Origin of the sequence: Azospirillum canadense, assembly GCF_025961225.1 — a bacterium.
GTDB classification, from domain to species: domain Bacteria; phylum Pseudomonadota; class Alphaproteobacteria; order Azospirillales; family Azospirillaceae; genus Azospirillum; species Azospirillum canadense.
Window position 1 is genome coordinate 1330951 of record NZ_JAOQNG010000010.1, and the last position, 21212, is coordinate 1352162.

General features: G+C 68.3%; 20 protein-coding genes and 1 tRNA gene. 9 read left to right on the forward strand and 12 right to left on the reverse strand.

All coding sequences use genetic code 11. The annotated features are described in order from the left end of the window. Window positions 1-154 precede the first annotated feature (154 nt). The 3 genes from M2351_RS41955 (at window position 155) to M2351_RS41965 (ending at window position 3828) form a co-directional block, all read left to right on the forward strand. On the forward strand, window positions 155-2230 hold the full coding sequence (locus M2351_RS41955; RefSeq protein ID WP_264661879.1) for a TRAP transporter permease: 2076 nt from the start codon (window positions 155-157) through the stop codon (window positions 2228-2230). A gap of 32 nt (window positions 2231-2262) precedes the next feature. Beyond that, on the forward strand, window positions 2263-3273 hold the full coding sequence (gene dgcN, locus M2351_RS41960) for an N-acetyltransferase DgcN (RefSeq protein WP_264661880.1): 1011 nt from the start codon (window positions 2263-2265) through the stop codon (window positions 3271-3273). A 129-nt stretch (window positions 3274-3402) separates the two neighbouring features. Beyond that, window positions 3403-3828, forward strand: coding sequence for an NUDIX hydrolase (locus M2351_RS41965; protein WP_264661881.1), 426 nt, complete (start codon window positions 3403-3405; stop codon window positions 3826-3828). A gap of 227 nt (window positions 3829-4055) precedes the next feature. Here M2351_RS41965 and M2351_RS41970 read toward each other — a convergent pair whose 3' ends face one another. From M2351_RS41970 to M2351_RS41980, 3 genes are all read right to left on the reverse strand, one after another. Beyond that, window positions 4056-4826: a hypothetical protein gene (locus tag M2351_RS41970; RefSeq protein ID WP_264661882.1), complete on the reverse strand. Its 771-nt coding sequence runs from the start codon at window positions 4824-4826 to the stop codon at window positions 4056-4058. Window positions 4827-4954: 128 nt separating this feature from the next. Then, window positions 4955-5380, reverse strand: coding sequence for a DUF350 domain-containing protein (locus M2351_RS41975; protein ID WP_264661883.1), 426 nt, complete (start codon window positions 5378-5380; stop codon window positions 4955-4957). Between the two features lie 37 nt (window positions 5381-5417). Further along, the gene (locus tag M2351_RS41980) at window positions 5418-7205 is read right to left on the reverse strand and encodes a DUF2491 family protein (RefSeq protein WP_264661884.1); all 1788 of its coding nucleotides are present in this window, start codon (window positions 7203-7205) and stop codon (window positions 5418-5420) included. A 543-nt stretch (window positions 7206-7748) separates the two neighbouring features. Between M2351_RS41980 and acnB the strand changes: the two genes are divergently transcribed. Then, on the forward strand, window positions 7749-10334 hold the full coding sequence (acnB, locus tag M2351_RS41985) for a bifunctional aconitate hydratase 2/2-methylisocitrate dehydratase (RefSeq protein WP_264661885.1): 2586 nt from the start codon (window positions 7749-7751) through the stop codon (window positions 10332-10334). Between the two features lie 145 nt (window positions 10335-10479). Further along, entirely contained in the window at window positions 10480-10710 is a 231-nt protein-coding gene (locus M2351_RS41990) for a hypothetical protein (RefSeq protein ID WP_264661886.1), read from the forward strand. A 240-nt stretch (window positions 10711-10950) separates the two neighbouring features. On the opposite strand, the gene M2351_RS41995 is transcribed toward M2351_RS41990, so the two are convergent. The 3 genes from M2351_RS41995 to M2351_RS42000 all read right to left on the reverse strand — a co-directional run bounded on the left by M2351_RS41995 (window position 10951) and on the right by M2351_RS42000 (window position 12908). Next, the gene (locus M2351_RS41995) at window positions 10951-11253 is read right to left on the reverse strand and encodes a hypothetical protein (RefSeq protein ID WP_264661887.1); all 303 of its coding nucleotides are present in this window, start codon (window positions 11251-11253) and stop codon (window positions 10951-10953) included. 2 nt (window positions 11254-11255) lie between these two features. Next, window positions 11256-11600: a DUF6864 domain-containing function gene (locus tag M2351_RS45425; RefSeq protein ID WP_406567499.1), complete on the reverse strand. Its 345-nt coding sequence runs from the start codon at window positions 11598-11600 to the stop codon at window positions 11256-11258. Between the two features lie 531 nt (window positions 11601-12131). Continuing rightward, a complete protein-coding gene (locus tag M2351_RS42000) occupies window positions 12132-12908 on the reverse strand; it encodes an AraC family transcriptional regulator (RefSeq protein WP_264661888.1) in 777 nt (258 codons plus the stop codon). Window positions 12909-13056: 148 nt separating this feature from the next. On the opposite strand from M2351_RS42000, the gene M2351_RS42005 reads away from it, so the two are divergent. Next, the gene (locus tag M2351_RS42005; RefSeq protein ID WP_264661889.1) at window positions 13057-14265 is read left to right on the forward strand and encodes an MFS transporter; all 1209 of its coding nucleotides are present in this window, start codon (window positions 13057-13059) and stop codon (window positions 14263-14265) included. 100 nt (window positions 14266-14365) lie between these two features. Continuing rightward, complete coding sequence (locus tag M2351_RS42010) at window positions 14366-14656, forward strand: hypothetical protein (protein ID WP_264661890.1); 291 nt, start codon at window positions 14366-14368, stop codon at window positions 14654-14656. A gap of 8 nt (window positions 14657-14664) precedes the next feature. On the opposite strand, the gene M2351_RS42015 is transcribed toward M2351_RS42010, so the two are convergent. The 3 genes from M2351_RS42015 to M2351_RS42025 all read right to left on the reverse strand — a co-directional run bounded on the left by M2351_RS42015 (window position 14665) and on the right by M2351_RS42025 (window position 16859). Beyond that, window positions 14665-15162, reverse strand: coding sequence for an AAA family ATPase (locus M2351_RS42015; protein ID WP_264661891.1), 498 nt, complete (start codon window positions 15160-15162; stop codon window positions 14665-14667). Further along, on the reverse strand, window positions 15162-15659 hold the full coding sequence (rraA, locus tag M2351_RS42020) for a ribonuclease E activity regulator RraA (protein ID WP_264661892.1): 498 nt from the start codon (window positions 15657-15659) through the stop codon (window positions 15162-15164). Before rraA ends, M2351_RS42015 begins: the two co-directional genes overlap by 1 nt. 66 nt (window positions 15660-15725) lie before the next feature. Next, window positions 15726-16859 carry an NUDIX hydrolase gene (locus M2351_RS42025; RefSeq protein WP_264661893.1) on the reverse strand — a complete coding sequence of 378 codons (1134 nt, stop codon included), beginning with the start codon at window positions 16857-16859 and terminating at the stop codon, window positions 15726-15728. Window positions 16860-16993: 134 nt separating this feature from the next. Between M2351_RS42025 and M2351_RS42030 the strand changes: the two genes are divergently transcribed. Next, complete coding sequence (locus tag M2351_RS42030; protein ID WP_264661894.1) at window positions 16994-18001, forward strand: inorganic phosphate transporter; 1008 nt, start codon at window positions 16994-16996, stop codon at window positions 17999-18001. A gap of 75 nt (window positions 18002-18076) precedes the next feature. On the opposite strand, the gene M2351_RS42035 is transcribed toward M2351_RS42030, so the two are convergent. Next, window positions 18077-18151: transfer RNA gene (locus M2351_RS42035), tRNA-Gly, on the reverse strand. Window positions 18152-18253: 102 nt separating this feature from the next. Between M2351_RS42035 and M2351_RS42040 the strand changes: the two genes are divergently transcribed. Next, complete coding sequence (locus M2351_RS42040) at window positions 18254-18541, forward strand: DUF1488 family protein (protein WP_406567500.1); 288 nt, start codon at window positions 18254-18256, stop codon at window positions 18539-18541. Here M2351_RS42040 and M2351_RS42045 read toward each other — a convergent pair. Beyond that, window positions 18508-20787, reverse strand: coding sequence for an alpha-galactosidase (locus tag M2351_RS42045; protein WP_264661895.1), 2280 nt, complete (start codon window positions 20785-20787; stop codon window positions 18508-18510). The genes M2351_RS42040 and M2351_RS42045 overlap by 34 nt on opposite strands. Window positions 20788-20863: 76 nt before the next feature. Next, window positions 20864-21172 (reverse strand): ribbon-helix-helix domain-containing protein, encoded by a 309-nt coding sequence (locus M2351_RS42050; protein ID WP_264661896.1) that lies wholly within the window; start codon window positions 21170-21172, stop codon window positions 20864-20866. Between the last annotated feature and the right edge of the window lie 40 nt (window positions 21173-21212).

The following is a 21212-nucleotide window of genomic DNA, read 5'->3' on the forward strand; positions in this document are numbered from 1 at the left end:
CCTTACCCCCACCCTAACCCTCCCCCGCTGGGCGAGGGAGGGGACTGCCGCTGGATATTTGCGAACAGCCTGTCTCCCTCCCCCGCCCAGCGGGGGAGGGTCGGGGTGGGGGTAAAGCAGCACCGCCCCCCGCCCCATTTCACCGGGAGCATCCATGACCGACACCCATCGCGCGCCGGCGGGCGAGCCGCGGCTTGATCCCGCCACGATGGAACTCGACGAGGCCAAGGCGCGGGAGCTGGAAGAGAAGTTCGATTCCGAAATCCGCTTCCGCCCGCTGGCGCCCATGGCCGGGCGGCTGGTCGGCGGGCTGCTGATCCTGCTGTCGCTGTTCCACTACTACACCGCCGGCTTCGGCCTGCTGCCGGAGATGGAGCACCGGGGCATTCACCTGTCCTTCGTGCTCGGCCTCTGCTTCCTGGTCTTCCCCTTCACCAGGCGCGGCTACGACCAGCCCGCCGAGGGCAGCCTGCTGCGCCCGCTCGGCATCGCCTGGTTCGACTGGCTGCTGGCGGCCGGCGCCGTGGCGGCGGTGCTGCACGTGCCGCTGATCCCGCTGGACGACCTGGCCTTCCGCGTCGGCAACCCGACGACGACCGACGTCATCCTGGGCGGCGTGCTGATCGTCGTGCTGCTGGAGGCGACGCGCCGGTCGGTCGGCTGGCCGCTGCCGATCATCGCGCTGGTCTTCATGGGCTACGCGATCTGGGGACCGCAGATGCCGGGCCTGCTGACCCACCCCGGCGCCACCTTCCCGCAGCTGGTCGACCACCTGTACCTGACGACGCAGGGCATCTACGGCATCGCGCTGGGCGTGGTGGCGACCTACGTCTTCCACTTCGTGCTGTTCGGCGTCTTCGCCACGCGCATCGGGCTGGGGCAGCTGTTCCTGGACTGCGCCGCCTGGGTGGCCGGGCGCTACGCCGGCGGGCCGGCCAAGGTGTCGGTCTTCGGGTCGGCGCTGTTCGGCATGATCTCCGGCTCCTCGGTTGCCAACACGGTGACGGTGGGGTCGCTGACCATCCCGGCGATGATCCGGCTGGGCTACAAGCGGCACTTCGCGGCGGCGGTGGAGTCCACCGCCTCCACCGGCGGGCAGATCACGCCGCCGATCATGGGCGCTGCCGCCTTCCTGATGATCGAATTCCTGAACCTGCCCTACACCACGATCATCATCGCGGCCATCGTGCCGGCCTTCATGCATTTCTTCGGCGTGCTGGTGCAGGTGCATTTCGAGGCCAAGCGCAACGGCCTGCGCGGCCTACGCCCGGACGAGATGCCGGACGTCAAGGCGGCGCTGCGCCGCGACTGGCCGACGGTGATCCCGCTGGTGGCGCTGATCGGCATCCTGATCGCCGGCTACACGCCCTACATGGCGGCCTTCTGGGGCATCACCCTGTGCATCGCCGTCGGCCTGCTGAACCCGCGCAAGCGCATGACCATCTGGGAGGTGCTGGACGGCCTGCGCGACGGCGCCAAATACGCGCTGGCCGTGGGTGCGGCCGCCGCGACGGTGGGTATCGTCGTCGGCGTCGTGACGCTGACCGGCGTCGGGTTCAAGATCTCCTTCATCGTCACCTCCACGGCGGCGGAGATGGCGGGCTACGTCGGCGCGATCCTGCCGGGGGGGCTGTTCGACGCCAAGAGCCTGACGCTGCTGTTCACCCTGATCATGACCGGCGTGGTCTGCATACTGATGGGCTGCGGCATCCCGACCACCGCCAACTACATCATCATGGCGACCATCGCCGCCCCGGCGCTGGGCATCCTGGGGGTGGCGCCGATCGTCGCGCACTTCTTCGTCTTTTACTACGGCGTGCTGGCCGACATCACGCCGCCGGTGGCGCTGGCCGCCTACGCCGCCGCGGGCATGGCGGGCGCCGACCCGTTCAAGACCGGCAACACGGCCTTCCGGCTGGGGCTGGGCAAGGCGCTGGTGCCCTTCGTCTTCGCCTTCTCGCCCTCGCTTCTGCTGGTGGTGCCGGGCTTCACCTGGCCGGATTTCCTGATCGCCTTCCTCGGCTGCATCATCGGCATCACCTGTCTGGGCGCGTCGCTGTCCGGCTGGATGATCACCCGCACGCAGGCGTGGGAGCGGCTGGTTCTGGCCGTCGCCGCCATCCTGCTGGTCGCGCCGGAGATCTACTCGTCGCTGATCGGGCTGGCGATGATCGTGCCGGTGCTGGTCCGCCAGATGGGCGCGCGCAAGCTCAGCCCGGAAGCCGCCTGACGAAAAGAACTCCGTTCGAGAGGATCTGACGCATGGACATCCCCCACCCCTACCTGATGTTCGTCGGCGACGTGCAGGACCAGCTCGCCGCCAAGACGGCGCAGGGCATCGTCGACTGGCGGCCGGAGTGGTGCCTGGGCCAGCTGCGGCTGGAGGGCTGCAAGGCCGACCTCGACATCCCCGACCTGACTATCGCGGAGGCCGCGGCGCGCGGGGCGAAAACGATGGTCGTCGGCGTGGTGAACGCCGGCGGCGTCCTGCCGGAGCATTGGACGAGCGCCATCGTCCAGGCTTTGGAGGCCGGGCTGGAGGTCGCCAGCGGCCTGCACGCCCGGCTGGAGAGCGTCCCGGCGATCCGCGACGCCGCCGCGGCGCACGGCCGCCGGTTGTTCAACGTCCGCCATTCCGACCAGCGCTTCGCCACCGGCAAGGGCACCAAGCGGCCGGGCCTGCGCCTGCTGACCGTTGGCACCGACTGCTCCGTGGGGAAGAAATACACCGCGCTGGCGCTGGAGAAGGAGATGCGCGCCCGCGGCCTGGACGCCGACTTCCGCGCCACGGGCCAGACCGGCGTGTTCATCTCCGGCCGCGGCGTCGCCATCGACGCGGTGGTCGCCGACTTCATCTCCGGCGCGGTGGAATGGATCGCCCCGGCTGCGACCCCTGGGCACTGGGACCTGATCGAAGGCCAGGGCTCGCTCTACCACCCGTCCTTCGCCGGGGTGTCGCTCGGCCTGCTGCACGGCGCCCAGCCGGACGCCTTCGTCGTGTGCCACGAGCCGACGCGCACGACCATGCGCGGGGTGCAGCACCCGCTGCCCACCATCCAGGAGGTGATCGACCTGACGATCCAATGCGGCCGGCTGACCAACCCGGCCATCCGCCCCGTCGGCATCGCCATCAACACCAAGGCCTACGGCGAGGATGAGGCCCGCGCCTGCCTGGAGGCGGCGGAAAAGGCCCACAACCTGCCGGCCACCGATCCGATCCGGTTCGGCGTCGGCAAAATCGTGGATCGAATGATGGAAGATTTTCCCGCCTGAAACCGTTTACAGTGATGTCCGAAGGCATCCGGGCGGGGCCAAATGGCTCCGCCCTTTGTCTTAGGTTTGGACGGCAAGCTTGCCTTTTGCCGAATTGGATTTGGGGTTCAACCTGCCCACTTGCACATCATGAGCGACCGCACGTCCTGCATCCAATACGCCGCCCTTCCCTTCCGCCTGCGCAGCCGCCGGCCGGAGGTCCTGCTCGTGACCTCGCGGGAGACGCGGCGATGGATCATCCCCAAGGGCTGGGCCGAAAAGGCCGTGAAGCCGCACGCCATGGCGGCGCGCGAAGCCTATGAGGAAGCGGGCGTGCGCGGCACCGTCGACCACAAGCCCTTCGGCAGCTACCGCTATGTGAAGCGGCTGACCGCGTCCAAGTCCGTCCTCTGCTCCGTCACCGTCTACCTGCTGGAGGTGGAGGAGGAACTGGACGACTGGCCCGAGAAATCCGAACGCGAACGCCGCTGGCTGTCCCCCAGCCAAGCCGCCCTGACCGTGGGCGAGAGCGGCCTGGTGGAAATGCTGCTGCGGCTGGGCATTCCGCCGGGGTGAGGTTCTGTTAGGGATGGTGGAGGTGAGTGGTTGCGTTGGGCCCCCACCCTAGCCCTCCCCCATCTTCGCTCCCGCGCAAGCGAAGCTTGCGCTGACGCGGCAGGCGGACCTTCGGTCCGCCGAGAGCGGGGGAGGGAACTCCGCCGCTCCGACGCTCAACTCCTCACCCCGCGAAGTGGGGGGAGGTTGGGAGGGGGGCCCAAGCACAACCACTCCCCCCAATCCCACTACCCCTTATTCTTCAGCGCGGCGAGCCGGTCCGACAGGTTGGTCGGCGCGGGCTGGCCGCCGGTGGCCGCGGCCAGCGCCGCCTTGATGTTGGGGTCCTCCTCCTCCGGCTTGCTGGGCTTCAGGAGGCGCGCCTTGCTGTTGGCCGCTTCCGCCGACGCGAGGTCGCGGGCCGCCGCGTCCTGCATGGCCTTCAGCGCGGTGCCGAGGCTGGAGGTGGCGCCGCTGAGACCCGCCGCCTGCCGGGCGGCTTCGGCGCGCTGCTGCGCCATGTCGCGCTGCTGCGCCGCGCGGCCCATGTCGCGCTCCGCCCGCTGCAACTCGGCCCGCGCCTGCTTCAGCTTGTTTCCGGCGTCGGAATAGGTCTTCTCCAGCATGTCCAGGAACTCGCGCGCGTCGCGGGCGTCCTGCTCCTCGCGGTCAATGTCCGGGGCCATCTGCTCCAGCATGCCGACCAGCGTCTCCAGGCTCCTCTCCACCTGCGCCTTGCGGCCGGCGTCGGCTTCCGTCTCCAGCTGCTTTTGGAGATGCTCGGCGGCGGCCATGCGCTGGCGGGACAGGGCGGTGATGGCGTCGGCTTCCTTCTGCTCCTTCTCGTAGGCCGCGCGCGCCTGCGCGACCTGGAGGCCGAGCTGGTCGAGATTCTGTTCCATGGTGCGCAGTTCCGCCTCGGTGGCGGCCTTCGGGTCCCAGCGGACCAGGGCTTCCACCGCGGACTGGACGGCCTGATCGGTCTTGACGCCGACGAGGTTGCGGATGAACGAGATCATGGCTGCGATTCCCCTGTGTTCTGTGCCGTGCTGTGACAGCTTCGGTCCGCCATAGGTGGTGGCGCGCCCGTCAGCCCGCCAGAGTGCCGCCTGCGGCGTTTCAGCCCGGCATCACCTCACGCGGGCTTTCAGCCCGCCATGGCCCCGGCATTGAGAAGCGCGATGGCGATCTGCAAGCCGGCCAGCGCCGTGCCGGCCGCGACGTTGCCGGATTCAATCATGGTCCGCAGGTCACGGAACAGCCAGATTGCCACCAGGAAGGTCAGCAGCTGGAAGACCAGCGCCACCGCCCCCCAGATGACGATGTCAATCAGGGCGCTGCTGGTCGCCAGCGTCGCCGCCAGCGGGATGGCCAGCGCCACCACCGTGCCGCCCAGCACGACGCCGGCCGCCATGTTGCCGTCGGCGAGAAGCTCGCGCTCGTGCATCGGAGTCACGGCGACGTAGACCGCCACGCCGATGAGGAACAGGAGCAGCGTCGCCCCGAAATGCAGCACCAGGAGCGGCAGGCCGGATTCGAGGCTTTGCAGGATTTGCGCGAGGCTGGTGTCCATGGCGGGGTCCGTCCGGTCTTCTGGCTCAGAATTTGGCTTAGGCGAGGGAAAGGGTGGCGGGGTTGATGTCGATGCCGGCGCGGACGTCCACCCAGGCCTGCTGCATGTCCTCCAGCGCCGCGACGAGCACGTATTCCGTGGCTGGGGCCGGGTCGGCGGCGCCGGTCGGGGCGGCGTAGAGCATGGCGGACAGGCGCCGGCTGCGGCTTCCCTTGTGGTCGGTGATCGTCTCTTCGAAGGCCACGGGCTGGATGCGGGCTTCGCTGGGCGCCCATTGCCGGTCGTAGAGCTTGCCGTCCTTGGTCTGGAACTGCGGGTAGCCGATCATGCCGTCCGCGTCGGCCAGCCAGAAGCCCCACTCGTCCGCGTCGGCGGGGTGGATTTCGTCCAGCATGGAGAACCAGCGGCACTCATCCGGCGTGCCATCGGCGCCCAGATGCAGCTGGAAGAAGCCGCGCCCGCCCTGGAGGTACAGGCGGTGCAGCGTCACGCCCCCGCCCTTCAGCGTGCCGACCGCCTCCACGCTGACCAGCGTGTCGCCGCCGGCCCCGCTGGGCGCGGTGACCTTGGTCGCCGTCCCGGCGAGCAGGAAGGGCGTGGGATCCAGCGTGATGGTCATCCCGACGCGGAACAGCGACGGCTCGTACTTCGCGCCGGTGACCTTGTTGCGGATGATGTTGGCGGCGGTGCCCAACGGCGAACGGTTCATGGCGGAAGTCCCCTGTCCGGAGGCGGCGGAACGGCGGCGCAGGACCATCACGGCCACCACGCCCGCCCCGCCGAGCAGCACGACCACCAGCAGCGCCCCCATGCCGAAGCCACCGCCCCCGGACGGTTCCGGTGATTGATCCGAGGGGGCACGGTCCGCGTTGGCGTTCATCTGGGAGGTCGCGTCGCCCTGGGCGACCTCCTTCGGCACGTCCGGCGGCAGGTAGTTGGGGTCGCGCGGCTGGTCCTGCTGCGCGCGCAGGCGGCCGTCCAGCTCGTCCAGGCGCCGCTTCAGGTCGGCGTCATCCTGGGCGCGGCGGTCGGCCTCGGCCCGCCATTGCTGGTAGCCGGGATCGTTCTGGTGGTTGTGGAACCAGTCGGCGTAGCCGGGCCGCGTCAGGTTGTCGAGCAGGAACCAGAGGAACAGCCCGTCCCATATCCCGAAGCGCGGCGCGCTGCGGTAGGCCCAGCCCGGCGCGTTCCAGCCGCCGTACCAGCCGCCCGGCGCGTATCCCCCCGGCGGATAGCCGGCGGGCGGATAGCCCGATCGCCGCTGGCCCCAGCCGCCGCTGCTGCTGCCGCCCCAGTTCCAGCCCCAGCCGGACCCGGAACCCGATTGCGGCCGCTGCGCGGTGGAGGGCGGCGGGGCGGTGACCGGCGGCGTGCGTTCGCGTTCCTGCTGGGCGCGGTAGCGGTCCAGCGCCTCCCCGCTCGATCGCCGCGACACCGACAGGTCGCCGCCGCTCTGCGACGGCGACGCGGTTCCCGGGGAGCCGTAGGACGGCGAGGTCTGCGGCCGTGCGTAGCCGCCGCTGGAGGGGGGCCGCGCGTAGCCGCCGCTGCTGCCCGCCGAGGGCACGCGGGAGGTGGATGGTCCCGTGGAGAAGGATGGCGTGCGCGAGGGCCGGCTGTAGCCGCCGCTCGACGGGCGGCTGTACCCGCCGCTGCTGCCGGAGCGCGCCTCGGCCTCGTCGGGCCATGCGGTGGTGACCACGCCCGCAACGGTCGCGGACACGAGGGAGATGGACGGCCCCGGCAGGGCCGGTGCCAGCGCCAGGAGGGCGCTGAGCAGGGAGGCGACGATCCGCGTTCGTATGGGCCGTGTTCGGATGAGCATCGGGATGTTCGGCCGGCCGCTTCGGTGGATTGGCGTACACCACAACGCCCCCGGCGCCCAAAAAGTTCGCCAAAGGCCCTGCTGCGAGCTTAAGCTCTAGCGTCGCCAGCCCGCCGCGTCAAGGAGCGGCAAGACCGCGGTCACAGCCGATCCTTGCAGAAGCGATGTGGCAAAGGCGATGTGATGGACAGGAAATCGCGGGGGCCGGACAGGGCCGTCCGGAGCAAGTTGTAATACCACTTCTATGGCTGCGGCTGAAAACCGCAGCGGGAATCGCGCGTCAACTTGACGATGACGAAGCGACGACGTAAGACATCGTCGTTCCGCGGTGGATCCTTCGCAGAAGAAGGGTCTGCGGCGTGGGGTGCGCGTCTTGCCCTTCCGCTTTTTGTCCCAGGCCATCTCTTGTCCTGGTGAGGGACCGTGCAATCGCGGTCAAGTGGACGGTGGCCGGTCGGTGGGAAGAACCGGGTCAAGACCGCGGCGCCCCAAGTCGGGGGGAACGGATGTCGATTGAGAAACCTTGGATGAGAGGATCGAACCGTGCTTGAAGCTTACCGCCAGCATGTCGCTGAGCGTGCCGCGCTCGGAATTCCGCCCCTGCCGCTTTCGGCCAAGCAGACCGGGGAGCTGGTCGACCTCCTTCTCAATCCGCCCAAGGGCGAGGAAGACTTCCTGGTCGACCTGATCACGCACCGCGTCCCGGCGGGCGTGGACGACGCCGCCAAGGTGAAGGCCGGCTTCCTGGCCTCCCTTGCGAAGGGCACGGAGTCCTCGCCGCTGATCTCCCGCGTCAAGGCGACGGAGCTGCTGGGCACCATGCTCGGCGGCTTCAACATCAAGCCGCTGATCGACCTGCTGGCGGACACGGAGTGCGGCGCCGCCGCCGCGGCCGGCCTGAAGACCACGCTGCTGATGTTCGACTACTTCCACGACGTCAAGGAGCTGGCCGACAAGGGCAACGCCAACGCCAAGGCGGTGATCCAGTCCTGGGCCGACGCGGAGTGGTTCACCAGCCGCCCGGCCGTTCCGGAAAGCCTGACGCTGACCATCTTCAAGGTGTCGGGCGAGACGAACACCGACGACCTGTCGCCGGCCCCGGACGCCTGGTCGCGCCCGGACATCCCGCTGCACGCCCTGGCCATGCTGAAGAACCCGCGCCCCGGCATCGTGCCGGAGGAAGCCGGCGTTCGCGGCCCGATCAAGCAGCTTGAGGATCTGAAGACGAAGGGCGACCTCGTCGCCTACGTCGGCGACGTGGTCGGCACCGGTTCCTCGCGCAAGTCGGCCACCAACTCCGTGCTGTGGTGGACGGGCGAGGACATCCCCTTCGTCCCGAACAAGCGCTTCGGCGGCGTGTGCCTCGGCTCCAAGATCGCCCCGATCTTCTACAACACGATGGAAGACGCCGGCGCCCTCCCGATCGAGCTGGACGTCTCGCAGATGGAGACGGGCGACACGGTCGAGCTGCGCCCCTATGACGGCAAGGCCCTGAAGAACGGCGCGGTGATCGCGGAGTTCTCGGTCAAGTCCGACGTGATCTTCGACGAGGTGCGCGCCGGCGGCCGCATCCCGCTGATCATCGGCCGCGGCCTGACCGCCCGCGCCCGCGAGGCGCTGGGCCTGGCCCCGTCGACCCTGTTCCGCCTGCCCTCATCCCCGGTGGACAGCGGCAAGGGCTTCTCGCTGGCCCAGAAGATGGTCGGCCGCGCCTGCGGTCTGCCGGAGGGCAAGGGTGTGCGTCCGGGCACCTATTGCGAGCCGAAGATGACCACGGTCGGCTCCCAGGACACGACCGGCCCGATGACCCGCGACGAGCTGAAGGATCTGGCCTGCCTCGGCTTCTCGGCCGATCTGGTCATGCAGTCCTTCTGCCACACCGCGGCCTACCCGAAGCTGGTGGACGTCAAGACCCACCGCGAGCTGCCGGCCTTCATCTCCACCCGCGGCGGCGTCGCGCTGCGTCCAGGCGACGGCGTCATTCACTCCTGGCTGAACCGCCTGCTGCTGCCGGACACGGTCGGCACCGGCGGCGACAGCCACACCCGCTTCCCCATCGGCATCAGCTTCCCGGCCGGCTCGGGCCTCGTGGCCTTCGCCGCCGCGACGGGCGTCATGCCGCTGGACATGCCGGAGTCGGTTCTGGTCCGCTTCAAGGGCACGCTGCAGCCGGGCGTCACCCTGCGTGACCTCGTCAACGCGATCCCGCTCTACGCCATCCGCCAGGGCCTCCTGACGGTGGAGAAGAAGGGCAAGAAGAACATCTTCTCCGGCCGTATCCTGGAGATCGAGGGTCTGCCCGACCTGAAGGTGGAGCAGGCGTTCGAGCTGTCCGACGCCTCGGCCGAGCGTTCCGCCGCCGCCTGCACGGTGCGGCTGAACAAGGAGCCGATGATTGAGTACATGCGCTCCAACATCACCCTGATGAAGTGGATGATCGCCAACGGGTACGAGGACGCCCGGACGCTCGGCCGCCGCATCAAGGCGATGGAAGCTTGGATCGCGAACCCGAACCTGCTGGAGCCGGACGCCGACGCCGAGTACGCGGCGGTGATCGACATCGATCTGGCCGACATCAAGGAGCCGATCGTCGCCTGCCCGAACGACCCGGACGACGTGAAGCTGCTGTCCGAGGTTGCCGGCGATAAGATCGACGAGGTCTTCATCGGCTCCTGCATGACCAACATCGGCCACTTCCGCGCGGCCGGCAAGATCCTGGACGGCAAGACCGACATCCCGACCCGCCTGTGGATCGCTCCGCCGACCAAGATGGACGCCCAGATCCTGACCGAGGAAGGCTATTACGGCGTTCTCGGCAAGTCAGGCGCCCGCATGGAGATGCCGGGCTGTTCGCTGTGCATGGGCAACCAGGCGCAGATCCGCAAGGGCTCCACGGCCATCTCCACCTCGACCCGCAACTTCCCCAACCGCCTGGGCATCGACACCCGCGTCTACCTCGGCTCCGCCGAGCTGTCCGCCGTCGCCGCCCTGCTGGGCAAGCTGCCGACCCCGGCCGAGTATCTGGAGCGCGTGACCGTCGTCAACCAGAAGGCCGGCGACATCTACCGTTACATGAACTTCGACCAGATCAAGGACTTCCAGGAAGTCGCCGACACGGTCGCGGCGTAACACCAAGCACCTCTTCCCCTCCCCTCGCGCAAGCGGGGGGAGGTCGGGAGGGGGGCCGGGTGCGAGTGCGTACCAATCCCGGCCGACAGCACTCCATTTTCCACAAACGGTGGCGGGTTGATAGCCCCCACGATGGACTGTCTCCATGAGAGCCACCATTGACCGCATCAAAGCCGGCCGTCTGCTTCCTCCAGACGACTTGAAGCGCCTGGGTTTGAACCCGTGGCGCGTGGTGCGAGTCGCCCTTGAGACGGTCGGTGACGAAGAGGACATCTCGATCACCGAGATGAACGCGCGCGGCGGCGGATTCAATTATCTTGCCGATGAACCGAATCTCTATTCCGACTCCGATCTGGTGGAACGCTACCGGCTATGACGGTGTCTCCTTCCGAGGCTATCACCTCGACCGACTTTTTCTTCCTAAGATCCATCATTAGAGGCCGATTCGGTGACGCTAAACCGGATCAATTTCCTTGCACTGGAGCAAACATTTTGATGTTTTTAACTTCATGAGTTCTTGAATGGCCAAAGCACAATTTGTTAACTGTCGTCAAAAAAGCACATCGCTCTCGATTAAAAAGTGTAATTAGATTTTACTAAAATTTAAAAAATGTCTTTATTCTTTTTGTCCAATTAAAAATCCAATGATAGCCGTGATTATTGGAGTGAAAATTTGGCTTAATTCAGCATATTTTGCTTTTTCCGTGAGAGTTGGAAGGAAAACCAATGCGCATACCATAATCATTAAAACAGCACCTGTAATATTAATTTTAGCATGACCGCTAGTTCCAAACAGCCTTGCAAGCAATCCAATATCTACTTTTTTGTGATCAAGGCTATTAGTCGCAGGCTGGGCAACATGTGTTCCCACCACAAATGACGAAGTTACATTTTCTGCCCTGCCAACTATTCCGACCATAGTTAACCCTCAACGTAAAATGTGAATGTGAACTGCCTATCGCCACCTTGAAGCGCATAAACCCTAAAATTAAATTGCATATTTTTGCCCCCTATCTTTCCGATTTCCAGGGGTTCCTTAAGACCCTGGCCAAGAGTGCTGTTGAAGTTAACCAATGACAAATTAAATTGATTAGAAGACGACTTGTACGACGCATTTGACTTCCCGCTCGCATCGTCAGTAAACCTAACCCGCACAACAAAAGGAGGCTGCCCAGGAAATTCAAAATCCACATTGTCGCCATTTACGATAAGAACACCCGTTTGCAGAACCGTTTTCCCCCCGGTACGCACGGAAATCATTTGCATGCCCCAGAATGATATTTGGCTTGAATGCGATTGCTCTGAAGAGCGCAAAAAAAATTATAGCAAATACCGAACTTCAGCACAAGTTCCAGTATTGAAGACCAACCAATCAGATCAACTTTTCCATCGTCCCATACACTATTCGCTCAAAATGTGAACCACCTTGGGTTAACTGGTTTCCACTAACATGCACCAGCATGCCATTCGTAAAACCGAGAAATAATAAGCCCGCTCAATCCAGCAAAGGTGTTATGTTTTGCACATTGTTTATTAGATTAAAATTTCATCCGGCAGGAGTTCAACGTGACACAGTGGACAGGTTTACCTGCCACTTTTAGCAGTTTTACCGGCCGCTTTGATGAGGCTGTCCGGGAGCGGCGGCGGGCGGAGGCTGTCCTAACCTCCCATGGGGCGAACGCGCCGACGCAGCGCACCACCGGCCTGCACTCCACGGGTGGGTGCTCCGACGCCGTGCAGGAGCGGATCGCGGGGAGAGCGGTGCTTGCCGCACCGGAGTGAGCGACGCTTCCCCGCTCAACCACTCCCCGCCAGATACGCCCTCGGCGCAGCGCCCAGGGTGCGCTTGAACATGGTGGTGAAGGCGGCGGGGTTGTCGTAGCCGAGGTCGAGGGCCACCGTGGTGACCGGGGTTCCGGCGACCAGGCGCGGCAGGGCGGAGACGAGGCAGGCCTGTTGGCGCCATGCGACGAAGCTGAGGCCGGTTTCGCGGCGGAACAGGCGCGTGAAGGTGCGGCGGCTCATGCCGAGGTCGGCGCTCCAGTCCTCGATCGTCGCGCGGATGGTCGGTTGCTGGAGGAAGCGGCGGCAGCGCGCGGCCAGGGCGGTGTGGGCGGGAAAGGGCAGCGACAGCGGCTGCGCCGGCAGCCGGCGCATCTCGTGCCCGAGCAAGGCCATCACCGCGCCGTCGTGGCTGTCCGGCTCATGGTCCACGGGGATGTCGAGGGCGCGGGCGATCAGGCCGCGGATGAAGGGCGACAGTTCCACGACCTCGCAGCGGGCGGGCATGGCGTCGGCCAGGGTGGGGTCCAGGAACAGGCTCTGGGTGGCGACCGCTCCGATCATGCGGACCTCGTGGACGACGCCCGGCGGGATCCACAGGCCGCAATGCGGCGGCATCACCCAGCGGCCCTGCGCCGTGGACAGGACGAGCGTGCCGGTCGCACCGGAAATCAGCTGTCCGCGCCGGTGCGAATGGGCGGCCAGCCGGGTGCCGTCGGCGTAGTCGTGACCCATGACGATCAGCGGGCTGGGACAGTCGTCGACCTCGTCGATGTGAACGTTCCGGACCATGGCCCAGTCTCGTAGGAAATCGGCCTGACCGCGGTGGCAGGCCCTTCCGGCGAACCATAGGCTTGCGGCGGTTTCCACGCAACGCAACGTCTCGCCGGGCCGGTCTCACAGGACTGACCGGTGGGCGGCGTCAGAAAGGGTCCCGTTCGTGACCGACACCACCTTGAGCCGGCCGAGGGCCAGCGCGACCGCGCTTCCCGTCCTGGGGGCGATCAGCGTCTGCCACCTGCTGAACGACATGGTCCAGTCGCTTCTGCCCGCGATCTATCCCATCCTGAAGGGCGGGTTCGACCTCAGCTTCGCGCAGGTCGGGCTGCTGACGCTCACCTACCAGATCACGGCGTCGCTTCTGCAACCGCTCATCGGGCTGTTCACCGACCGCCGGCCGCTGCCCTATTCGCTGGCCGCCGGCATGGGGGCGTCGCTGCTCGGGCTCGTCACGCTGGCCTTCGCGCCGAACTTCGCGGCGCTGGTGGCCGGGGGCATGCTGCTGGGGCTGGGGTCGTCGGTGTTCCATCCCGAGGCCTCGCGCATCGCGCGGCTGGCGTCGGGCGGGGCGCACGGGCTGGCGCAGTCGCTGTTCCAGGTCGGCGGGAACGCCGGGTCGGCGCTCGGCCCGCTGCTGGCCGCCTACGTCATCCTGCCGCGCGGGCAGGACAGCTTGGCGTGGTTCGCGCTGGCCGCGCTGGGCGGCATGGCCATCCTGACCGCGCTCGGGCGCTGGTACGAGCGCAACGGCCAAGCCCGCCCCGTGCGGCGCGGGGCTGCGCTGCACCGCGAGGGGCTGACCCGCGGGCAGGTCGGCCGAGCGGTGGCGGTGCTGATCGCGCTGATCCTGTCCAAATACGTGTATCTGGCCGGCATCACCAGCTACTACACCTTCTACCTGATGGAACGCTTCGCCCTGCCGGCCGACACGGCGCAGCTCTGCCTGTTCGTCTTCCTGGCGGCGGTTGCCACGGGCACGGTGATCGGCGGTCCCATCGGCGACCGGATCGGCCGCAAGACGGTGATCTGGGTGTCCATCCTGGGCATCCTGCCCTTCACGCTGCTGCTGCCCCACGTCGGCCTGACGGCGACGGTGGTGCTGAGCGCGGTCATCGGGCTGGCCCTGGCCTCCGCCTTCCCCGCCATCATCGTCTACGCGCAGGAGCTGATGCCGGGCCGGGTCGGCATGATCTCCGGCCTGTTCTTCGGCCTGGCCTTCGGCATCGGCGGGATCGGCGCCGCGGGGCTGGGCGTCGTCGCCGACCACATGGGCATCGACTTCGTCTATCAGGCGTGTGCGTTCCTACCGCTGCTCGGCCTGCTCGCCGTCTTCCTGCCGAACGTCCCGCCGAAGGACGGGGAGCGGTAAGCGCGCCGGCATCCTCCACCATCCGGGAAAACTCGGCTGCACCATCGACGGTCCGGCCGCCGTCGTCCAACATCGCCCCCAACAAAACAGGGAGGCGACCATGGCGACGGCGGCACCGGCGATGATCTTCGAGAATCCGGCGAACGGACAGAGGGAGGCGGTGTCCAACCGCGACGGCGTCCGGGCTTTCTTCGGCGGACCGTTCTACTTCGCCGTGAAAGGCGAGTGGGTGCACGCGGCGATCCACGCCGCGCTGACGGTCATTGGCCTGCTGCTGTGGCCCAGCGGGGCCCTGATGGTGATCGGTGCCTGGTTCGGCTACGCCTGCGCGACGCCGACGATCCTGGAGTCACGGTTTCGGCGGATGGGGTGGCAGAAGATTGCGGGGTGAGGTGGAACTCAGCGCGACAACACCTCCAAAATCGCCGCGACGCACACGTCGACCGGCCGGTCGGCGGTGTCGATGACGAGGGGTGGCCGGTCCCAGGGTTCGTAACCACGGCCCGTCACCTCCGCCCAAGTGGGCAGGCGGAAGCCGTCGATGTCGGGCCGGCGGGACTCGATGCGGCGGCGGTGCTCCTGGGGGTTGGAGCAGACGACCTCCACCTCGACCAGCCGGGCGCCGGCCCGTTCTGCCGTCGCGCGCCACGCCTCGCGGGTGGCGCGGACCGGGTTGACGCAGTCCGCGATCACCCGGCTGCCGAGCCGCAGGTTGTCCTCTGCCACCCCATAGGCCACCAGATAACCGAGCGGCCCTACATCGCCGCTCCTGCGCAGCGCCTGCTCGATGGTGTCGATCCGCAGGTGCAGCGCCCCCAGCCGCGTCGCCAGCGCGCGGGCGATGGTCGTCTTGCCGGTTCCGGGAAGCCCACCCAGGGCGATCAGCGTTCCTGACATCACTGGGCCGCGCCGAACTCCGCGGGGGTCAGCACCAACACGCCGTCCTCGTCGGCGAAGACGAGGTCGCCGGGGGACACGCGGATGCCGGCCAGTGTCACGGCCAAGTCGCGCTGCCCTTCGCCGTTGCGCACGGTCTTGCGCGGGATCGCCGCCACCGCCTTGATGCCGAGGTCCAGGGTGGCGAGTACGGCGGCGTCGCGGACGCAGCCGTGGATGACCACGCCTTCCCACCCGTTCTTCACCGCGTCCTTGGCGATCAGGTCGCCCATCAGGGCGGCGCGCAGGCTGCCGCCGCCGTCCACCACCAGCACCTTGCCTTTCCCCGGTGTGCCCAGCGTCTCCTTGACGCGGGAGTTATCCTCGAAGCACTTGATGGTCACCGCCTCGCCGGCGAACTTGCGGCGCGCGCCGAAGTCGCGGAAGACCGGGTCGGCGACGCGGGCTGTCTTCTCGAAGCGGTCGTAGTGGTCGCAGGTGCTGTCGAAGTCGGACATGGGGTTTCGCTCCCGAGGAGGCATTTGTTTGTGTTTGCCGGGAGCATAATCCACCGGCCGTAAGGGTCAATCCTCCAAGGGGCCGTCCGTGGGCTCCACCGCACCCGTGCTGGTGCGTTCCAGGATCGCGTGGCGGCGGAAGCGGTGGAGTTCGGCGGGGCGCCCGCCGGTCTGGCTCTCGAACCGGCCGGTCGGCTCCACGAGGCCGCCGGAGATCATCAGGCGGCGGAAATTCTGCTTGTGCAGCCGCTCGCCGGACAGCGCCTCGACCACCTGCTGGAGCTGGTTCAGGGTGAAGGTGGGGGGCAGAAGCTCGAAGACGATGGGGCGGTACTTCAGCTTGCCGCGCAGCCGCTCCAGCGCCGTCGCCAGGATGCGGCGCCCGTCGCGCGCCATCGGGCGGCCGAGCGCGCGCGGCATCTCCGGGCGCGCGGATGCGGTCTCCACGCCGGCGCGGCGCGCGAGGTCGTGGTCGCGGAAGGCCTCCACCACCAGCCCGGCCTCGTACAGAAGCTCGTAGCGCTCCAGCACCCGTTCCGAATCCCACGCCGCGCCGTCCAGCGCGAAGGCCATGCCGGCGCGCTCCCCCCGGCGCGCGCGGGAGGGCTCGTCGGGGGCCGCCGCGACCCAGCGGGCCAGCGCCGGGCGGATCACCGAGTCGAGCAGATGCGGACGCTCATCCCGCCAGTCCTCCCAGGGGAAGAAGTCGTAGAGGTCGCGCCACTCCGCTCCCGATTCCCCGTCCCCCATGCGCAGCGGCGCCTCACGCACCAGCGCCAGATAGCCCACCACCAGGGAGCGCGCGCCGCCGAACAGTTCGTGCGGGTCCCGGTAGCGATCGCCGAAGCTGTAGAGCTGCTCCACATAGCGCAGGGCCAGCCCCGCCCGCCCCTCCGCCACCGCGCGCACGCCGTCCTGCAGGGTGCGGAAGCGCTGCGGATCGAAGGGCGCACCGGGCAGGGCGTCGCGGTGCGGCAGCGGCTCGTCGCCACGGCGGTGCGATTCGGGGATCTCGAAGCCGCTGCGCACCGTCACCACCCGTGGCACGACGCGCGGCACTGCGCCGGCGGCCGACGCCCCGTTCACCGCGACAATGGCCACCGCCAACCCCACCTGTGTCCCGTCCGCCACGCGCCGCACCACCCCCTGTTGAGCCGTCCCGGCAAGATAGGCGCGGAGGGCACGCAAATCACCGGTCATCGCGCCGCAGCGGGACACTTCCGGCCCAGATAAGGCTTCCACGATACTTTTGTGACTCCCCTTGGGCGCCGGGGATGATACATGACGCGCGACACAGGCCCGCGCCTGCTCCGCCACCACACCGATCTGATCCCATGGAAGCCGCAACCCTCGCCCTGCCCATCGTCGTCGGGCTGATCGGCGTCGCCCTCCTCTTCGACTTCCTGAACGGCCTGCACGACGCGGCCAACTCCATCGCCACCGTGGTCTCCACCCGCGTGCTGAAGCCGCAGGCCGCGGTGGCGATGGCCGCCTTCTTCAACTTCATCGCCTTCCTGTTCTTCGGCCTGCATGTGGCGACGACCATCGGCACCGGCATCGTCGGCGGCGGGGTCGTGGACGCCAACGTGATCTTCGGCGCGCTGATGGGGGCGATCGTCTGGAACGTCATCACCTGGTGGCTGGGCATCCCGTCCAGCTCCTCGCACGCGCTGATCGGCGGGCTGGTGGGGGCCGGCGTGGCCAAGGCCGGCTGGGGGGCGGTGGTCGTCTCCGGTCTGACCAAGACCGCTGCCGCCATCGTGCTGTCCCCCGTCGTCGGCTTCGTCCTGGCGAGCATCATGATGATCATCGTTTCCTGGGGATTCCGGCGCAAGGCGCCCTTCGCGGTGGACCGGCTGTTCCGGCACCTGCAGCTCGTCTCCGCGTCGCTCTACAGCCTGGGGCACGGCGGCAACGACGCGCAGAAGACCATGGGGATCATCGCCGTGCTGCTCTACTCCCAGGGCCTGCTGGGGTCGGAGTTCTACGTGCCCTTCTGGGTGGTGCTGAGTTGCCAGGCCTGCATGGGCTTGGGCACGCTGTTCGGCGGCTGGCGCATCGTGAAGACCATGGGGTCGAAGCTGACGGAACTGAAGCCGGTCCAGGGCTCCTGCGCGGAGACGGGCGGCGCCCTCACGCTGTTCGCGGCGACTTGGCTGGGCGTGCCGGTCAGCACGACCCACACGATCACCGGCGCGATCATCGGCGTTGGCGCCACCCGCCGCACCAGCGCGGTGCGCTGGGGGCTGGCGCACGGCATCGTCATCGCCTGGGTCGTCACCCTGCCGGCGACGGCGCTGGTCGGCGCCCTGTTCTACGAGGTCTCGCTGCTCCTCTGGTGAGGGGCAGCCCCGGCAAGGGCGGCGCAAACGAAAAGGGCGGCCAAACGGCCGCCCTTTTTCGGTATCCTCCGTGACTGGAGCGGGCGAAGGGATTCGAACCCTCGACCCCAACCTTGGCAAGGTTGTGCTCTACCCCTGAGCTACGCCCGCGCCGCTCCGTCGGAGGAGCGCCCGTATACCCGCTGGCGCTCACGCTGGCAAGCGGCTTTTGACTTCGCACTTCATTTTTCCATCGAAACGAGGACACCTGCCGTGCCGATGCCGCCCGACGCGGAGTGGAACCGCGAGATCGACTCCCTGGTCTTCACCCCGGACGGGCACCGGGGCCGGTGCGTTGTCCACCGGCTGGCCTTTCGCGCTCTGCTTGGCCTGCGCCAGCCGGAGCCTGCCGACGGGCTCGCCCATTTCGCCGCGCACCGCGCCGCCTACCAGCGGGCCGCGGCGCGGAAGATCGCCGACCGCGGCTTGGCTCCCGACGCCAACCTCCACCTGACCAGCCGGGCGGTTCAGGGGGCGTTGGAGGAAACCGCTTCGGCGTGAAGCACCAGGGCGGTCTCCGGCCTCTGCTCCGGCAGCAGGATGCCGGCCTGACGCAGCAGCGCGCCGGTGGACTCCAGCCCCTCCCCCGCCAGCCGCCTCTGCGCGTCGGAGGGGGCGTAGCCGCGCACCGCCTGCGGCCCGGGAAGGGTAAGGCGGTAGAGCCGCGCGTCGTCGAGACCCGGCAGGGTTAGCGGCGCGGGGATGGGTGCGGATGGGCTGGTCCGCTGCGCGACGAGGTACACGGCCTCCCCACCGTCCGGAGCGACCACGCCCTGGACGCGCCGCCCGTCAAGTTCCGGCCCGGCGTGGTGCAGGCCGCCATGCAGCAGGGGGCGCAGCCGCTTGTGCAGGGCGATCCAGTCCGCCAGCTCCGTCGCCTGGTCGGGCGGCAGGGCGAGCGGGTCAAGCTCCACCCCCATGTGCCCGAACAGCGCGACAGCGGCGCGGAAGCCCAGGCTGTGGCGGCGGCCGGTCTGGTGGTTGGGGCTGGCGGAGACATGCGCGCCCATGATCTCCGGCGGCAGGAAGCGCAGGAACCCGCGCTGGATGTCCAGCCGCTCCAGCGCGTCGGTGCAGTCGGACGGCCAGACGCGCACCGCCCGCCCCAGCACGCCGAGATCGGACCGCCCGCCGCCCGACGCGCAGCTTTCGATCTCCAACGCCGGATGCGCCGTCCGCAGCCGGTCCATCAGCGCGTAGACTGCAAGGACCTGCCGGCGGTAGGCCGGCCGCCCGGCGGCGTCGCCAGCGTCGGTCAGGTCACGGTTCATGTCCCATTTCAGGTAGGCAATGGGCGCCTCGCGCAGCTGCCGGTCGAGCGCGTCGAACAGGTGCTCCGTCACCTCCGGCCGAGTCAGGTCGAGGACGAGCTGGCGGCGCGAGGTCACCGGATCGCGCCCGCGGACGCCCAGCGCCCAGTCCGGATGCGCGCGGAGCAAGTCGCTGTCCGGGTTGACCATCTCCGGCTCCACCCACAGGCCGAACTCCATGCCCAACTCGTTCACGCGGTTGGCCAGCGGCGCCAAGCCGTTGGGGAAGATGGCCGGGTCGGGCGTCCAGTCGCCGAGCCCGGCGCGGTCGCTGCGCCGGCCGCGGAACCAGCCGTCGTCCAGCACGAACCGCTCCGCCCCCAGCCGCGCCGCGGCCTCCGCCTGCTGCATCAGGCGGGCCTCGTCCAGCTTGAAGCCGTTGCCTTCCCAGGTGTTGAAGGTCACCGGGCGCGGGCGCATGGGCCCACCCGGCCAGCGCAGCACCCGTTGCCGCGCGTGGGCGTGGAAGTGGCGCGACAGCCCGCTCCAGCCCTCGGGCGACAGGGTGGCGTGAGCGGTGACGGTCTCCAGCCGCTCCCCGGCCCCCAGGATGACCTCGCCGGGGTGGAACAGCTCGCCCACCGTCACCAGGACGCGCCCGTCGGTCACGCGCTCCGCCGTCAGGCGGTGGCCGCCGCTCCAGCCCAGTTGGACGCCGAAGACGGTCCCGGCCTCCTCGCCGCTGCCGGGAAGACCGGCCAGCAGGCCGGGGAAATGGGTTTGCGTGCGGTTGCCGCGCGTCTCGATCGTCAGGGTTTCGCGGGCGAGCGGGACGGTGGTTTCCTGGAACTCCCGCGCCCAGCGTCCCTCCAGCGCGCGGATATCGGCGACGGCGGCGGGCAGCAGGAAGACGCCCGACGCGATGCGGTCCACCACCAGACCCGGCTCGCCCTCGTTCACCAGGACGTTGCGGCTGGTGAGGACGTCGTCGTCGCCGAGGTCGAGGTGAAGCTCCAGCGACAGGCGCGCGACGGGGTCCTGGGCGACGACCACGCAGGCGGTGCCGTCCCGGCGCACCTCCCGCACGTCGAAGGCCGCGGTCCAGTCCTGCCCACCGCGGTGGGCGACCAGAGCCGGCGTGGTCTGCACGTCCAGCCCGACCGTCGGCATCAGGGTCGCTTCGGGGACCAGCCGGTCGAGCCGGTTGTTGGGCCGCCCGGCGGCTCGAAGGTCGCGCAGCCACGCCTCCTCCAGCCCATCAGGAAGGCGGGCTCCCCACCAGGCAATCTCCGGCAGTCCACGGGGGTGCCGCAGCAAAAGCAGCGTCGTCCCCGGCCCGTCGAGCCGCAGGATCTCGGGCGCAGGTCCCGGCGCACCGTCCGGCGTGGAACCGGAAGCGGAACCGGGCCGCAACCCGGCCAGGGTCGTTGCGGCCGCGACGCCGGCCAGCAGGCGCCGCCGGCAAATCCCGATTCGCCCGCCAATTCGATGACCCATCCTCCCATCCTTCCGCGGCTTCGGGGAGGAAGGGAGGTGTCGCCGAAGGCGGGTGATGACAAGCCGCGACCCGGACTCAGTTCCCCAGCGCGGAAAAGGAGGAGCCGGCGTTGCGGAAATAGTTCAGCACATAGACGCGCACGCTGGTGGCGAAGGGAATGCCCTGGGTGCGGCTGGCGTCGATGTCCGCGCACAGCGCCTCCACCGACTTGCCTTCACGCTGGGCGATGTCCTTCAGGCCGTCCCAGATCGTCGCCTCCAGGCGCAGGCTGGCCCGGCGGCCGCCGAGCGACACCGAGCGCGACACCACGACGGGCTGCGCGGAGAGGGAGCTGAGGTCGGCCATCTCGTCGAGGGCGCGGGGAATGCGGCGATCCATCTTCATCGGAACGGTCCTGTCTCGGCCTGACGCCCAGAGGCGCCGA